The sequence below is a fragment of the Winogradskyella ursingii genome (genome assembly GCF_013403975.1).
Classification (GTDB): Bacteria; Bacteroidota; Bacteroidia; order Flavobacteriales; family Flavobacteriaceae; genus Winogradskyella; species Winogradskyella ursingii.
This window is the reverse complement of record NZ_JABFDH010000006.1, coordinates 59,557-74,888: the sequence shown is the minus strand read 5'-3', so window position 1 is coordinate 74,888 and position 15,332 is coordinate 59,557. Positions and strand designations below refer to the sequence as shown.

The 15,332-nt window shown below is 34.8% G+C and carries 15 protein-coding genes and 1 tRNA gene; 11 read left to right on the top strand and 5 right to left on the bottom strand.

Translation table 11 applies throughout. The annotated features are described in order from the left end of the window. The first annotated feature begins 14 nt into the window (after positions 1-14). The 3 genes from HM983_RS14710 (at position 15) to HM983_RS14700 (ending at position 2,948) form a co-directional block, all read left to right on the top strand. Positions 15-1,046: a M28 family metallopeptidase gene (locus HM983_RS14710; RefSeq protein WP_179346501.1), complete on the top strand. Its 1,032-nt coding sequence runs from the start codon at positions 15-17 to the stop codon at positions 1,044-1,046. 123 nt (positions 1,047-1,169) lie between these two features. Further along, positions 1,170-2,747 carry a M28 family metallopeptidase gene (locus tag HM983_RS14705; protein WP_179346500.1) on the top strand — a complete coding sequence of 526 codons (1,578 nt, stop codon included), beginning with the start codon at positions 1,170-1,172 and terminating at the stop codon, positions 2,745-2,747. Between the two features lie 125 nt (positions 2,748-2,872). Then, positions 2,873-2,948, top strand: a tRNA-His gene (locus HM983_RS14700). A gap of 42 nt (positions 2,949-2,990) precedes the next feature. Here HM983_RS14700 and bshB1 read toward each other — a convergent pair. The 5 genes from bshB1 to mscL all read right to left on the bottom strand — a co-directional run bounded on the left by bshB1 (position 2,991) and on the right by mscL (position 9,150). Then, positions 2,991-3,707: a bacillithiol biosynthesis deacetylase BshB1 gene (gene bshB1, locus HM983_RS14695; protein WP_179346499.1), complete on the bottom strand. Its 717-nt coding sequence runs from the start codon at positions 3,705-3,707 to the stop codon at positions 2,991-2,993. An 8-nt stretch (positions 3,708-3,715) separates the two neighbouring features. Beyond that, positions 3,716-4,873 (bottom strand): trans-sulfuration enzyme family protein, encoded by a 1,158-nt coding sequence (locus HM983_RS14690; RefSeq protein WP_179346498.1) that lies wholly within the window; start codon positions 4,871-4,873, stop codon positions 3,716-3,718. A gap of 188 nt (positions 4,874-5,061) precedes the next feature. Next, positions 5,062-5,250 carry a hypothetical protein gene (locus HM983_RS14685; RefSeq protein ID WP_179346497.1) on the bottom strand — a complete coding sequence of 63 codons (189 nt, stop codon included), beginning with the start codon at positions 5,248-5,250 and terminating at the stop codon, positions 5,062-5,064. A 144-nt stretch (positions 5,251-5,394) separates the two neighbouring features. Next, positions 5,395-8,598: a cytochrome c biogenesis protein CcsA gene (gene ccsA, locus HM983_RS14680; RefSeq protein ID WP_179346496.1), complete on the bottom strand. Its 3,204-nt coding sequence runs from the start codon at positions 8,596-8,598 to the stop codon at positions 5,395-5,397. Between the two features lie 108 nt (positions 8,599-8,706). After that, entirely contained in the window at positions 8,707-9,150 is a 444-nt protein-coding gene (mscL, locus tag HM983_RS14675) for a large conductance mechanosensitive channel protein MscL (protein WP_179346495.1), read from the bottom strand. A 99-nt stretch (positions 9,151-9,249) separates the two neighbouring features. On the opposite strand from mscL, the gene HM983_RS14670 reads away from it, so the two are divergent. Genes HM983_RS14670 through corA form a run of 8 tightly spaced genes read left to right on the top strand, consistent with a single transcriptional unit; the run spans position 9,250 to position 15,199 of the window. Next, positions 9,250-10,023 (top strand): Rossmann-like and DUF2520 domain-containing protein, encoded by a 774-nt coding sequence (locus HM983_RS14670; RefSeq protein WP_179346494.1) that lies wholly within the window; start codon positions 9,250-9,252, stop codon positions 10,021-10,023. Continuing rightward, positions 10,020-10,550 (top strand): KdsC family phosphatase, encoded by a 531-nt coding sequence (locus HM983_RS14665; protein WP_179346493.1) that lies wholly within the window; start codon positions 10,020-10,022, stop codon positions 10,548-10,550. The genes HM983_RS14670 and HM983_RS14665 overlap by 4 nt, the downstream gene beginning before the upstream one ends. A gap of 52 nt (positions 10,551-10,602) precedes the next feature. Then, positions 10,603-11,526, top strand: coding sequence for a geranylgeranylglycerol-phosphate geranylgeranyltransferase (locus HM983_RS14660; RefSeq protein WP_179346492.1), 924 nt, complete (start codon positions 10,603-10,605; stop codon positions 11,524-11,526). 4 nt (positions 11,527-11,530) lie between these two features. Then, positions 11,531-12,124: a Maf family nucleotide pyrophosphatase gene (locus tag HM983_RS14655; protein WP_179346491.1), complete on the top strand. Its 594-nt coding sequence runs from the start codon at positions 11,531-11,533 to the stop codon at positions 12,122-12,124. 53 nt (positions 12,125-12,177) lie between these two features. Beyond that, positions 12,178-12,558, top strand: a complete 381-nt coding sequence (locus HM983_RS14650) for a hypothetical protein (RefSeq protein ID WP_179346490.1) — start codon at positions 12,178-12,180, stop codon at positions 12,556-12,558. After that, positions 12,555-13,481: a septum formation inhibitor Maf gene (locus tag HM983_RS14645; RefSeq protein WP_179346489.1), complete on the top strand. Its 927-nt coding sequence runs from the start codon at positions 12,555-12,557 to the stop codon at positions 13,479-13,481. The genes HM983_RS14650 and HM983_RS14645 overlap by 4 nt, the downstream gene beginning before the upstream one ends. A gap of 48 nt (positions 13,482-13,529) precedes the next feature. Beyond that, on the top strand, positions 13,530-14,072 hold the full coding sequence (locus HM983_RS14640) for a mechanosensitive ion channel family protein (RefSeq protein WP_179346488.1): 543 nt from the start codon (positions 13,530-13,532) through the stop codon (positions 14,070-14,072). A gap of 47 nt (positions 14,073-14,119) precedes the next feature. After that, a complete protein-coding gene (corA, locus tag HM983_RS14635) occupies positions 14,120-15,199 on the top strand; it encodes a magnesium/cobalt transporter CorA (protein WP_179346487.1) in 1,080 nt (359 codons plus the stop codon). Positions 15,200-15,332 lie beyond the last annotated feature (133 nt).

The window sequence follows — 15,332 nt, the reverse complement described above, 5'->3', positions numbered from 1 at the left end:
GCAAATATTTCATTATGAAAGTTTTAATTGCTTCCGCACTTATACTTGTTGGATCATGTGCAACGCTCAGGCACAGTGAAAAAATCGATAATCTAAAAAAGAGTATTTCTTTCGAAGATGAAAATTTAATAAACAATTATCTACAAACAATACAACCTACAGATCTACAAATTCACGTTGAGGAAGTTGCTTCAGATAAGTATAATGGTCGAAAAACCGGTGAAGATGGACATAATGATGTTTGTGGCTACATCCGAAACTACTATATCTCACAAGATATAAATGCACCTAAATCGTTACCTGATTATTACCAAAAAGTTCCTAAAGAGATTCTTCCAGAAAATTTAAATGATTCACAAAATATCATCGCCTATATAGAGGGTGAAGAATTTCCTGATGAATATGTGTTTATTTCGGCACATTCAGACCATGAAGGTGTTATCAACGGAGAAATATATAATGGTGCAGACGATAATGGCTCAGGTACTGCAGCAGTTTTGGAGATGGCAGAAGCATTTAGTAAAGCTGTAAAAGACGGCTATAGACCAAAACGAAGTATTGTTTTTTTGCATCTTACAGCTGAAGAAGTCGGTCTTCACGGATCTCGGTATTATACACAAAACCCAATTTTTCCTATTGAAAATACCGTAGTCGACCTTAATATTGATATGATAGGTCGGGTGGACGACAGACATAAACAGAATGAAAATTACATCTATGTTATCGGTTCAGACAGAGTGAGTACAGAATTGCATTTTGTAGCTCAAAAAGCTAATACGACTTTCACAAATTTAGACCTAGATTATAAATATAACGCAGAGAACGATCATAATCAATACTATTACAGATCTGACCATTACAATTTTGCGTTAGAAGGGGTTCCTGTAATTTTCTTTTTTAATGGTGAGCACGAAGACTATACAAAACCATCGGATACAGCAGATAAAATTAACTATACTCTGTTGGCAAAACGAACAAAATTAATATTTGCAACAGCATGGTATATCGCCAATGCAGACCATCGCCTCGAAGTTGAGATTATTTGATGTTAAATTCTGTTAAAAGAAATCTAAGCCAACTAAGCTGTATTCAATATTTTTGTATTATTACATACTAACTGATTTAAAGCCAGCTTTATCTCACTTTAATTTATAATCACTTATATAAAAATGAAAAAACTACTCTTAGTATTTGGTGTTTCTGCCATGTTATTTAACTGCGGAACATCCTCAAAAAGTACAAATTCTTCAACGAAAGCAAAAATGGAAATGGCAAGTCCAACCGAGTTTGCTTCAACCATTACTTCTGCCGAGTTAAAGGAAATGCTTTATAAGTATGCTTCAGATGAATTTGAAGGAAGAGAAACTGGCGAAAAAGGTCAAAAGATGGCTGTTGAATATTTAAAAAATCAATACATCTCAATGGGCATCCCTACTCCACTCGGTGGTAATGACTATTTTCAGGAAGTACCCTTGGAGAAACAAAGCGTAGCTGAAGCCAAACTAAGCGTTAACGGAAAATCTTTCAACAGTTTTGAAGATCACATCGTCCTTGCGGCATCTAAAAGTATGAATATTACTACAGATGACATCGTTTATGTTGGGTACGGAATTGATGCTGAAAATTATTCAGATTATAGCAATGTCGAGGTGAATGGTAAATTAGTTTTGGCAAAAGCTGGAGAGCCTAAAGATGCTGAGGGCAACTACATTACATCAGGTACTACCGATGATACCAAATGGACAAATGGTCGCCAATCCATTTCGAGCAAAAGGGATGCCGCGAAGGATAACGGCGCAAAAGCACTGATTCTAATGGATAACAATATGTTTGGTAGATATGCACCTTATTTCCAAAGACAAGCAGAATCAGGCGCTTCTGGTAGATTAGCTCTAAAGAGCAATGAGGAAGGCATGGCCATGCTCATGATAAATGAAAATTTAGGTAAAGCATTAAACCCATCAATTTTGGAAAACGACACACCTAAAGTTTTAGATGCTAAATTAACTTTGGAAGTTGAGAATCAAGTTGAAGAAGTCATGTCAGAGAATGTTGTAGCCTTCATCAAAGGTTCTGAAAAACCTGATGAAATTATCGTTATTTCAGCGCATTTAGACCATGAAGGTATTAAGGACGGACAAGTTTACAACGGTGCAGATGACGACGGCTCAGGTACTGTTGCTATTTTAGAAATTGCTGAAGCATTTAAAATGGCAGAAAAAGCAGGAAGTGGTCCAAAACGATCTATTTTATTTTTACATGTTACAGGAGAAGAAAAAGGACTTTTAGGCTCTAGATATTACACCGATAACGACCCTATATTTCCCTTAGAAAATACAGTCGCAGATCTAAATATTGATATGATCGGTAGAATTGACCCAAACAGAAAAGAAGGAGATAGAAATTACGTATATCTTATTGGAAGTGATAAATTGAGTACGGATTTACACAATATTTCAGAAGAAGTAAATAAAAAATATACAAATGTAGAATTAGATTACACCTATAATGATGAGAATGATCCGAATCGTTTTTACTACAGATCTGATCATTACAATTTTGCCAAAAACAATGTTCCTGTGATTTTTTATTTTAATGGTACACATGCAGACTATCATAAACCTAGTGATACACCAGATAAGATTGAGTATGATCTACTAGAGAATAGAACTCGATTAGTATTTCATACAGCTTGGGAAATTGCAAATAGAGACGAAAGAATTGTTGTAGATAAAGCGACAGAGTAACTCAACGTTAGATTAATTAAAAAGCCTTTCATAAATTTTTTGAAAGGCTTTTTTTATTTAAATAAGTTGAAAAAACACTTTGGAGAAAATAGGAAATAAATTACATTTGCAGTCCAAATTAAAATGGTGGTTGTAGCTCAGCTGGTTAGAGCGTCGGTTTGTGGTACCGAAAGTCGCCGGTTCGAACCCGGTCTTCCACCCAAAAACAAAGCTTCTCTATAATAGAGAAGCTTTTTTTGTGCATTAAATCAAATCGAAAAGGCTATCAACAGCAGGATAGCGCTCAACTGTAAATCCTTCTCCGTATTCTTTACCGATTAGTCTTCCTAAATTTCTGGCTCTATAAATAATACTGTCTGTAAAATTAGCACTACTTATTGGTGTCTGCGGTTCTTTGCTATCAGGATCAAAAAACTGTGTTTTATAAGCTTTTACCGAAGCCATTTTTTTATCCATAAAACCAGTAACATCAACTACTATATCTGGCTCAATATCCTTCCATTGAATGTAATGATAAACGGCATTTGGCCTCCAAGGTTTTTGGGATGTTTTATTATAAACAGTCTCAATCTTTCTCAACCCGCTCAAAAAACAAGCGTCACTCACTAATTGACTGCCTTTACCATGGTCAATATGCCTATCTTCAATAGCGTTACAAATAACTATTTCTGGCTGAAAACGTCTAATCTGCTCAATGAGCTTTAATTGGTGTACCTTATCATTAATAAAAAATCCATCAGAAAATTTCATATTTAATCTTGTCTGTACTCCTAGAATCTCTGCAGCATTCTTCGCTTCATTATCTCTTGTTTCTGCCGTACCTCTTGTGCCTAGTTCACCACGAGTTAAATCTATAATTCCTATTTTTTTGCCTTTTGAAACTTCTTTGGCCAAAGTAGCACTGCAACTTAATTCAACATCATCTGGGTGTGCGCCAATGGCGAGTATATCTAATTTCATAGGTTATTCTATAATTTTGAAATACAATCAATTGCTTGATCAATATCAGTTTTTAAATCTTTAACCTCCTCTATACCAACAGAAAAACGTATTAATTGGTCACTAATACCAACATTTTCTCTCTCCTCTGGCGTTAATAATGCATGAGATGTTAAGTGTGGTGATATCACAGTACTCTCAACACCTGCTAAACTCATGGAAGATTTTATCAATTTTAAATGTTTTTGAAACTGATAGGAATCTAAATCATCCGTCAGCTCAAAGGATAGCATCGCTCCAAATCCTTTCATTTGGGATTTTGCCAATTGATATTCTGGATGGGATTCTATACCTGGATAATATACTTTTGAAATTTTTGAATGCGCTTCTAACCATTGCGCCATTTCCATAGCATTTGCGGTTTGTGCTTTAACTCTCAATCCCATAGTTTTCATACTGCGTTCCAACAGCCAAACAGTCATATCACTTAAACTTCCTCCTAAGTTTTTTCCAACATTCCAAATCTTTTCAATATGTTCAGATGAACTTGCAACTGCACCTGCACATATATCGCTATGGCCTCCCATGTATTTGGTGGCCGAATGCATAACCATATCAATTCCTAAATCAATTGGATTTTGATTTACCGGTGAAGCAAACGTATTGTCTATAGATGTTAAAATGGACTTAGATTTTGCCAATTTGGCAATTGCCGCAATATCTGTTATAGTCATTAATGGATTTGACGGCGTTTCAATATGAATCAACTTTGTATTTGACTTTAAGGCTTTTTCGAAATCGTTAGCCGAATAACCATCTGTGAAAGTATACTCAATCCCATATTTTGGGAATTCCTCTTTTATAAAATTTACGGTTCCACCGTACAACGTATTTTGCACGACTAAATGGTCTCCATGCTGTAAAAACGCTAAAAACATTGTACTTATCGCTGCCATACCAGAACCAAATATCATTGCGTCTTCAGCGTGTTCTAGAGCAGCAATTTTCTTAGATAGATGTTCTTGGTTCGGTGTATTAAAATAACGTGGATAACGTTTTACATCAACATCCAAAAACTCATAAGAAGAGCTGAGATACATTGGAGAAACAGCACCTTTAAACTGTTCGTCTGGTACTTCACCAATGTGAGTACAAATTGTATTGAGGCCTAAATTTTCTTTATTCATTAATTAAATTTTAGAATAGTTAAAATTAACGAAAAAGAAAATAATAGTACGTTATACCAGTATGATAATAATAAAGAAGATTTAGAGAATTCTATTTATCCTTACTCACTCGATTGTATGCCCGAATCATAAGAAAAGCCCAAATGGCAACGCAAATGACTACAATGACCGAAAACCAAAAAACTATATCATCTGCTACCATGGTCTATAAGCTTTAGATAAATCATTATACCTAAAAGTGTAGGCGCCCAAAGTCCCACAAAGAGACCATGAATGCGATCGCCACTGAGAAACAAAAACTCTGCAACCAAAATGATTGCCACACATAGCATGAGCATAATGAGATTTCCAGTTCCTAATTTTTTGAAGTAGTTCATGAAATGATTGGTTTAAAAACTGAAAGTTACTAAATATTAAATCATTATTAAATAACTTCAATGAATTCGACACAACCATTTCTTAATTTTTTGTTAAAACTAAAAGAAGGAATTCAAAAATTTTAACTCAAAAAAATAAAAAATTTACTTTTTATAATAAATCCGGTGTTTTCTATATGCGAAAAAGCCAAGTAAAGCTACCACACCCAAAGTAATGGCAATGAATTGAAAACTTAAAATTTGATCTCCACTTGCATAAGCATGCAACCCAGATAGATAAAAATTAACACCAAAATAGGTCATTAAAATACTTCCAAAAGCAATGATAGACATAAAATTGAAAAACCAACGCCCTCTTAATCCTGGTACTAATCTCATATGAATCACAAAAGCATAAACCATAATACTTATTAAAGCCCAAGTTTCTTTTGGATCCCAGCCCCAATAACGTCCCCAACTTTCATTAGCCCACATTCCTCCTAAGAAATTACCGATGGTAAGCATGACCAACCCAACTGTTAATGCCATTTCGTTGATGATTGTGAGTTCCTTTATATTGAGTAGCATACGTTCTTTATTATTTTTATTGGTAAGAATCATAAGCAATAATGCCACAACACCTAATATCATCGCTAAAGTAAATGGTCCGTAGCTTGCTACAATAACAGCTACGTGAATCATTAACCAATAGCTATTTAAAACTGGCTGAAGATTCGCAATTGCAGGATCCATCCAATTCCAATGTGCAATCATTAAAATCATTGATGTCACAAAAGCAGTCGAAGCAATAGTTAAATCACTTTTTCTACCAAATAACAATCCAAACAGCATTGTTGCCCATGCCACATAAATCATGGATTCGTAGGCATCACTCCATGGTGCGTGACCAGATAAATACCAACGCACAATTAAACCGCCCGTATGAAGAGCAAATAATAAAATTATTATGCCTATCAATATTTTTATAGCAATTTTAAGAGCGTTGTTTCGGTATTTAAAAATTTGAAAAATAAGCAATACAAAAAGCAGTGTTCCAGCATACATGTACCAGCTAAACAATTTTTTGAAAATATCGTATTTGTTATAAAGGATTTCAGTTTCAATCTTCTTTTCGGACAGCATCACTTCGCCTCCAAGCTTTTGTTGGGTTTTTTTAAAATCATCCAACAATTTGTTAGCATTGGTAAAATCGCCTGTTTGCTTGGCCTTATTTAAGGTCATCAGGTAATAGTTGAATCCCTTACTAACAAAGCCGCCGTAAAGTGAATCATTTATGGCGTCTTTATAGTCACCATTTCTATACTGAAATGAAGAAATCCATGTATTATTATCATCATTAGGAACGGGAAATATTTTCATTGAACGCCCTTCAATTGCATCAGACAATAAATTTAAACGGCCATAGGTATTCTTAACTTCCTTCTGAAAACCATTTGGCACTTGTGCCTTAAAAGCAGTTTCTATATAAGGTCCCAATTTATTTCTACCCTTTGGAGTAAAGAAATCGAGAAGACTTACATATTTTTGATCCTTTGGAACCCCAATAATGGTTCTAATAGAGTCTGCTTTTCTAGGAGTTAAATAAATCACTGGCATATTATACCATAACATAGGACTTTCCTGTATTGACAGGAAAATTTGGGTGGCATCTAAATCTTCATAAACGTCACTCTTACTAATTTTTCGGAGCATTTCTGAAGCATATGTATGGATAGGCATCATACGGCCACTGTAATCCTGAATCACCATTTCTGCAAACTTATCTGTATGCTCTTTTGGTGCAATATTGGCTTTTAGAACAGAATCCAATTGTACCTTTAAAGGCTTTTCTGTTTTTGTAGAATGGTCATGACCATCGTCCTCAGAATGTTCTTGAGCGAAAGTAGAAAAACTTAAAAGCATTAAAATGACAGTGGCCATTTTTGCTTTTTTGACTTTAATCTTTTTAAGTCGATTCCTTATATCATCAAATCGTGTATTCTTGGCAAAAAGAATGGCCATTAATCCAAAATATAACAACATATATCCTGCATAAGTCACATAAGTTCCCCATAAATCATGATTAACGGAAAGTATGGTTCCTTTTTCGTCTGGGTCAAAACTCGCTTGAAAAAAACGATAACCATCATGATCTAAGACATTATTCATATAAATGTGATAGTCAAAATTTTCATCATCATTATCTATAACGGTCACTTTACTTTCGTAAGAAGAATATGCTTTTTCAGTACCAGGATATTTTTCAGCTATAAAATCATTTAACTTTATTTGAAATGGCAATTCTAAAACCTTGGAGCCATATTGAACAGAAACATCCAAACCACCAACATTTACATCTTCGTATCCACTATAATTTCCTTTACCACCTAGTAAATTAACTTGCTTCGTTTCACCGTTAGCTGTAACATTTAGCACTACCCCATCTTCATCGTTTTTTAGAATGACTGGTTTTTTCACAATATCAAAAACCCCTTTAACTACAGGTTTTGGGAAAACAATCTGCATATTCCCGATGACATATCGAGAACGTAATGCCAAAGGTTGCAAACTGTCCTTCACTAATTGACCCGTTTGTCCGGTCGCCATAGTCATAAATTCACCATCGTAGGGCGATTTTATAAACATGCCTTCTTCCGTTTCAGATATATTAATAGCTCCATCAACTTCTTTATTGAGAGATACTAAAATATTGTGTAAGCTAGACACTTCTCCATCTTTTAAGAAGTGATTGTGTGGTCTTCCGTCACCAGCCTCGACCATCTTAAGATAGCGCTCACCACTTTCATCCGGAATGATATCCTTTTCAGCACCTTTTACGAATTTCTGCAGTTGAAAATTTACAGGTGTGCCAGCGTAGTCAACCGTTTCATCAAAGTCGTTGTCAAGTCTTGGGGAAAAGTCTACTTGTTCTTCGAAATTATAGCGTTGTAAAACACCATCAATTTTATAATCTCCAACAATGTATGCTTTTATGTATGTTTTTTCTGAAAGAAACTCGCTTTCTGTAGCACCTTCCCTAATGTTCATCATGCCTTCAAAACCAGTGTAACGTGTAATGAATGCACCGACGAGAATAAGAATAAATGCCAAATGAAGTGTTAACGTTGCCCACTTTTCTTTTTTGTGCAGTCTAAACCTAAATATATTACCCACAAAATTTATAACAAAAAAGACCATTATCGCCTCAAACCACCAAGCATTATAAATTAACTCTCGTGTGTAGGGCGTTGGCGAGGTTTCCATATTTCTGTCCAATATGGTACCTGTGGCCATAGCAACGGCAAAAACAATGAATAAAACGGCGGTAAGTCTTGTGGAAAATAGAATATTAGCGATTTTCTTTTGCATAGCAGATGGGCTGTTTTTAGCTCGTGCAAAGATACGTCTTTTTACCTATTCGGAAGACCCAAAAATTAAGATGAAATCGTTAAAGTTTTGTGATAATATTTATAAGGGCTATACACCCGTTTTCAATAATTTGTTTTGTTCTTCCATCAACTCTTTTAAATCAGACAACAATTGTATATCCTTTGGTGTTTTTACAGTTGGGTCTTTGGTGTCTTGTGCTCTATCCTTCAATCGGTTCATAAACTTTACCACAATAAAAACTGTAAAACCAATAATCAAAAAATCTAAAAAAACACCAACCAATTCACCATAAGCAATAGCCACTTCTTCTGTTATTACCATGTTAGAAGCATCTAAAAGGGCTTCACGCAAAACAATTTTTTTGTTCTGGAAATTTGCACCGTCTGAGAGCAACGATAATGGTGGCAATAATACCTTTTTGGCAAGCACATCAATAACCTTGTTAAAAGATGCTCCAATTATAATGCCTATGGCCATTTCCATCATATTACCTTTTACGGCAAATTCCTTAAATTCTTTTAGTAGTTTCATATTGTTGATATTGATTTTGAGAATTTGAAGCGCAAATATAGTTGATAATTTTTGCTCATTGAGTCCGTCCAAGTGTCTTTTCTTACCTATTTTTACAGCATGATTTCAGTTGTTTTACTTGGCGCAGGCAATGTAGCTACCCATCTTTTTAAAGCTTTCAACAAGGCTGAAAATGTAGATGTGGTGCAATGGTACAATCGTACTAAAGCTTCTATCTCTTCTTATGTTAATAAAGTTGAAATTACTGACGAACTAAATGAATTAAGAACTGCCGACATTTATATCATTGCAATTAGTGATGATAGCATTGGCAAACTTTCTGAAAATTTACCTTTTAAAAATCGTTTGGTCGCACATACTTCGGGAAGCGTGAACATTCATGATTTAGACAAGAAAAATGAGCGTGCAGTTTTCTATCCTCTGCAGACGTTTTCTAAAGATGCTAAAGTGGATTTTTCACAAGTTCCCATCTGTTACCAAGCTTTAGAAAAATCCAATAATAAGCTGTTGAAAACTTTAGCCAAAGCTATTGGTAGTCCATCGTATAAAATCAATACTGAACAACGACAGACCTTGCACCTATCGGCTGTATTCATCAATAATTTTGTAAATCAACTCTACCGCATTGCACATGAGATTACGGATAATAAAAACATAGAGTTTGATATTTTGAAACCGTTAATTTCAGAGACTGCTAAAAAAGTTCAAAACATCTCGCCCTATATGGCACAAACAGGACCTGCAAAGCGAAATGATAAAAAAACTATAAACCGACATTTGAATCAGCTTGAGAACAGAGACCATCAAAAAATTTATAAATTGTTAACGGAATCTATTCAACAAACACACGGCTTAAAAAACAAAAACGAATGAGCGACAAAAGCTATAAAGAATATCTAAACGACATTACGACGTTCATTTTTGATGTGGACGGAGTATTAACCGATGGAAACGTTTCCGTAACAACCGATGGAGAACTTCTTCGTACAATGAACATCAAAGACGGTTTTGCACTAAAAACCGCTGTGGATGCAGGTTATAATGTGTGCATAATTTCGGGTGGATCAAACGAAGGAGTGCGCAAACGACTTTCAGGGCTGGGTATAAGAGATATTTTTTTAGGAGCACATAATAAAATTGAACAACTTAACTCCTATTTGAAAAAACATAATGTTTCAAAAACCCAAGTGCTCTATATGGGAGATGACATTCCAGATTATCCGGTTATGGCAATGGTTGCTTTGCCTTGTTGTCCTCAAGATGCGGTTTCAGAGATTAAATCCATTTCAAAATATGTGTCGCACAAAAACGGTGGTAAAGGTGCTGTAAGAGATGTGATTGAGCAAGTAATGAAAGTTCAGGATAAATGGAATGGAAATTTTAGTGCTAAGTATGATTAGTTTTTAATTCACAGTCTCAGTTTTCAGAAATTCTTAATTTTTATATCTTTAAATGCAATCCTTCTTCAAACTCATCCGCTGGAAAAACCTCTTAATGATTGCTCTGGTGCAATACTTAATTAAGTATGCGTTGTTGCTACCCTTTACTGAATCTCATGGAGTAATGACCAGTTTGGATCATTTTCATTTTGCGCTGTTGGTCCTTTCAACAATGTGTATTGCCGCAGGAGGTTATGTGATTAACGATATTTATGATCTCACGACTGACGCCATAAACAAACCTGAAAAAATAATCATAAACAGACAAATTTCAGAAAAAAATGGCTTTACTATATTTATGGTGTTAAATATTATCGGAGTTGTTTTAGGGTTTTATCTGGCTAATCACGTTGGCAAATCTGCCTTGTTTGTGGTATTTTTTGCCGCTTCAGCACTACTCTATATTTATGCTTCAGCTCTAAAACAAATGCTATTGGTTGGTAATATTGTAGTTTCAGTCGTTATAGCATTATCCATTTTAACAATTGGGATTTTTGAATTATTTCCAATCATGAATGCTAACAACAAAAGCGTACAGATTCTGTTTTTCAATATTATAAGGGATTATGCGATTTTTGCTTTTGCAATTAATCTCGTTCGTGAAATCATAAAAGATATCGAAGATATTGACGGTGACCATAAAGCCGGAATGAACACATTGCCTATTGCCATTGGTCGCGAGCGCGCTAATAAAGTGGCATTTATTGTGGTGTTACTGACGCTTTTTTCCGTGATCTATTACGTCATCACCTACCTGTTCACCCAACAATTGGTCATAGGCTATTTTCTTATATTGGTCATTGCACCATTAATTTACGTTTGTATCAAAATCTTTAATGCCGAACATAAAGGGCAATACAACCACATAAGCCAAATTTTAAAACTGATCATGCTCACGGGAATGCTGTCATTGGCACTCTATAAATTTGTGATTTAATCTTATGCTGAACGAAAAACTAAAAAATTTCAATCTTATTCTGGCTTCCGCCTCGCCACGTCGTCATGCGTTTTTTAAAACATTGAATCTCAATTTTGAGGTCCGACTAAAACCCATTGACGAAGTTTACCCAAACCATTTAAAATGTCAAGAAATCACAAATTATTTAGCGAAACTAAAGGCTGAAGCTTTTAAAGAAGAATTGAAAGAGAAGGACATTCTCATCACGAGTGACACCATTGTTTGGCACGATAGTAAAGCCGTAGAAAAACCAACTGATGAATCAGATGCCCTCAATATGATTAAGAGTTTGAGCAATGCAACCCACGAAGTCGTTACATCAATATGTTTCACAAGAGCATCACAGCAAGAAGTTGTTCATACCATCACAAAGGTCACTTTTAAAAAACTTACGGACGAAGAAATAAGATATTACGTTGAAGCTTACAAACCGTTAGACAAAGCTGGTGCTTACGGCATACAAGAGTGGATTGGTGCAATTGGCATCACAAACATTGAAGGTTCTTACAACAATGTGGTCGGTTTGCCGACCCATTTGCTTTATGAAACGTTAAACGTTATTGCTGAAGGTAATTAGGTTCGTAACTTTATGTTTAAGTTGATAAGAATTTAGAGCCGAAACTTCATAAAATGAAAAAACTACTGTTTAAATCACCTGAATACTACCTAATCATTTTATTGATTTTAGCAGGATATGCACCGCCATATTTTATCAACCCCATTTTTATTGCCATTGCCACTATTATAATACTTCAGCTAATCTTTAAAAACAGAATTTCAGGAATATTAATAGGTGCAATTTTCTTTATGGTCAATCTTTATTTTTTAGGTGCATTACTATCAGAATTTAATGAATTCAAAGAATTTAGCAGTGAAGCAAAACAATTAATTTTTGTAGGTATCTCTATCTGGATTGTAAATTTTATAATGTCTGCAATTATGATTTATAAATATTTAAACTTACCTTTTAGAAAAGCGTTGCACATCACAATAGAAAAACAAAACAGATGAAAATTTTTAAAATTTATAGTTTAGTTCTATTAATAATATTAGCTTTTTCCTGCAAAGAAACAGTTGAGACCACATCAAAATTAAGCGAAGCTGCTCGTCCGGAAAACGAACAACTCGCAAGTAAAGCTCAACTCTCAAAAGAATTTAAAGATTATTGGTACGCTGGCGAGGCCGAAATCACGTCATACAAATTAGAACAAGCGCGTTACGGCGAAATGAGAGACGGCACGGCAGTTTTAATTTATGTCACAGAAGACTTTTTACCCGAAGCACAAGTCAAGGCAGACACTTACAGTGAAAACAATATTTCGGTATTGAAACTTAATGCCACTAAAAATTTTAATACGGGAATTTATCCTTATTCCATTATGCAGAGTACCTTTTACCCTGTGACAAACAATGAACATGCCATTAAAATTTCGGCATCAGTTCAGGAGTGGTGCGGGCAGGTTTACGCACAAATTAATAACCGAGCTGATTTTGAGGTAATGTCGCATTCCTATTTTCAGGGTGAAGCCGACGAAGATTTTAATCTAGAAAAAGCTTTGACTGAAAACGAATTATGGACGAAACTGAGAATCGATCCACAAAGTCTTCCGACGGGAAATATTAATATAATTCCATCTCTGGAATACTTACGTTTGGCACATAAGGAAATTAAAGCTTACAATGCTCAGGCAGAATTGAAAAATGATAGCTATACAATCATTTATCCGGATTTAAATCGATCATTGACCTTATACTTTAACCCAGAGTTTCCTTACGGAATTTCCGGATGGGAAGAAACGATGGTCAGTGGATTTGGAGCTTCAGCAAAAACATTAACAACTAAAGCAACAAAATTAGAATCAATAAAATCTGCTTACTGGACCAAAAATGGCAATAGTGATGAAACGTTGAGGCAAAGCTTAAAATTGCAATAGCGCATTAACAGAATCCGAACTATATTTGTTTGAACCAACAGTTTTTAAATGAGTAACTTTTTTCAACCATACCTATACGAAATTATCTATACTACGATACTTCTCGTAGTACTACTTATTATTAGAAAAATTATTGTAATTACCGTTAGAAAAATTGGCGAAAGAAGTGGTACCACCGAAGCTCGTGCTATATTGATTGGTCGTTATGTTACAGTAACTTTAGTACTTATCGCTATACTTGTCGAAACGTATATTTGGGGTGTAGAACCGCAACAAATTACGCTTGTATTTTCTTCCGTTTTTGCTGTCATTGGCATTGGTCTCTTTGCAATTTGGTCCATTTTGAGCAATATAACATCTGGTGTAATTATGTTCTTTTCATTTCCATACAAAGTTGGAGATAAAATTAAGATTCACGATAAAGATGCACCAATCGAAGCAATTATCGAAGACATTAGAGCATTTCAGCTCATGTTAAGAGAGGATAATGGTAACCTTACTACCTATCCCAATAACCTCATTATACAAAAGGCTGTAACATTGATAGAAAAAGACGCCTTGAACGACATTGATGATAGCAGTATTTTGTAAATTGTCGATTATAATTGCATCATATTTAAAACCCGTACTGCCATTATATGAAACTGAAATTCAAGAAAAAAAGAACCGAAAACTACAAAAAACACATTGGTCAGGTCCCTGGGACTTTAGTTTACACAGGCAAAAAATCTGACAAGGCCCTTCATATAGAATCGTTTGATTACAGCAAGGATGAAATTGAAGAAACTGTCCTACTTAAGGCCGAAGACGCAATTCCTTTTAAAGACACTGACTCCGTTACCTGGATTAATGTTAATGGATTACATTATGTCGAAGAGATTGAAAGAATTGGCAGTCAATACGATTTACACCCACTTGTTTTAGAAGACATCGTAAATACTACGCAAAGACCTAAAATCGATGAATACGAGGATTATCTTTTCGTGGTCCTTAAAATGCTCTATTATGATGAACAAGAACAGATTGTTATAGAACAAGTCAGTTTTGTACTTGGCAAAAATTATGTGCTCACATTTCAGGAAGCAGAAGGTGATGTTTTTGATTCCATTAGAGATCGGTTGCGTCACGGTAAAGGTAGGATCAGGGGCCAGAAATCCGATTATTTAATGTATGCGCTTATTGATGCAGTAGTTGATAATTATTTTAGCATTATTGAAACTTTGGGTAATAAAATTGAAGATTTGGAAACCCAACTATTTGCTGGCGATGCCGAGAATGATGTGAGCTCAGAAATTCAGGAATTAAAACGCGAAATACTAAAAGTACGTCGGGCTATTTTTCCGCTCCGAGAAGTCATAAGCCGTGTTGAAAAGATTGAACACCACCTCATCTACAAACGCACAATAACCTATTATAGGGATATTTACGACCATTTAATACAAGTATCGGAAAATATAGATATTTATCGTGAGATGATCTGGAGTTTAATGGATATGTACATGACCACCATTAGCAATAGAATGAATGAAGTAATGAAAGTACTAACCATTATATCAAGTATTTTTATTCCATTGACATTTTTGGCAGGCATCTACGGTATGAATTTTGAATACATTCCAGAACTCACATACCGCTATGGCTACTTTGTACTTTTAGGAGTAATGGTCCTCATATTTATTGGCCTGCTTATTTACTTTAAACGGAGGAAGTGGTTGTAGAGAAATTAGCAATCAAACTGATTTTAAAAACCTAACCGATCTAATGAAACTCGTATTAATTTTTAAATCTGTGTTTAACAATTATAACAAGTTAAACAAAACCTAAAACCATTCTCATAAGTTTCCAACTTTC

Coding starts and splice junctions, on each gene's coding strand:
- HM983_RS14710 (WP_179346501.1), top strand. CDS start 15: ATGAAAGTTTTAATTGCTTCCGCACTTATACTTGTTGGATCATGTGCA.
- HM983_RS14705 (WP_179346500.1), top strand. CDS start 1,170: ATGAAAAAACTACTCTTAGTATTTGGTGTTTCTGCCATGTTATTTAAC.
- bshB1 (WP_179346499.1), bottom strand. CDS start 3,707: ATGAAATTAGATATACTCGCCATTGGCGCACACCCAGATGATGTTGAA.
- HM983_RS14690 (WP_179346498.1), bottom strand. CDS start 4,873: ATGAATAAAGAAAATTTAGGCCTCAATACAATTTGTACTCACATTGGT.
- HM983_RS14685 (WP_179346497.1), bottom strand. CDS start 5,250: ATGAACTACTTCAAAAAATTAGGAACTGGAAATCTCATTATGCTCATG.
- ccsA (WP_179346496.1), bottom strand. CDS start 8,598: ATGCAAAAGAAAATCGCTAATATTCTATTTTCCACAAGACTTACCGCC.
- mscL (WP_179346495.1), bottom strand. CDS start 9,150: ATGAAACTACTAAAAGAATTTAAGGAATTTGCCGTAAAAGGTAATATG.
- HM983_RS14670 (WP_179346494.1), top strand. CDS start 9,250: ATGATTTCAGTTGTTTTACTTGGCGCAGGCAATGTAGCTACCCATCTT.
- HM983_RS14665 (WP_179346493.1), top strand. CDS start 10,020: ATGAGCGACAAAAGCTATAAAGAATATCTAAACGACATTACGACGTTC.
- HM983_RS14660 (WP_179346492.1), top strand. CDS start 10,603: ATGCAATCCTTCTTCAAACTCATCCGCTGGAAAAACCTCTTAATGATT.
- HM983_RS14655 (WP_179346491.1), top strand. CDS start 11,531: ATGCTGAACGAAAAACTAAAAAATTTCAATCTTATTCTGGCTTCCGCC.
- HM983_RS14650 (WP_179346490.1), top strand. CDS start 12,178: ATGAAAAAACTACTGTTTAAATCACCTGAATACTACCTAATCATTTTA.
- HM983_RS14645 (WP_179346489.1), top strand. CDS start 12,555: ATGAAAATTTTTAAAATTTATAGTTTAGTTCTATTAATAATATTAGCT.
- HM983_RS14640 (WP_179346488.1), top strand. CDS start 13,530: ATGAGTAACTTTTTTCAACCATACCTATACGAAATTATCTATACTACG.
- corA (WP_179346487.1), top strand. CDS start 14,120: ATGAAACTGAAATTCAAGAAAAAAAGAACCGAAAACTACAAAAAACAC.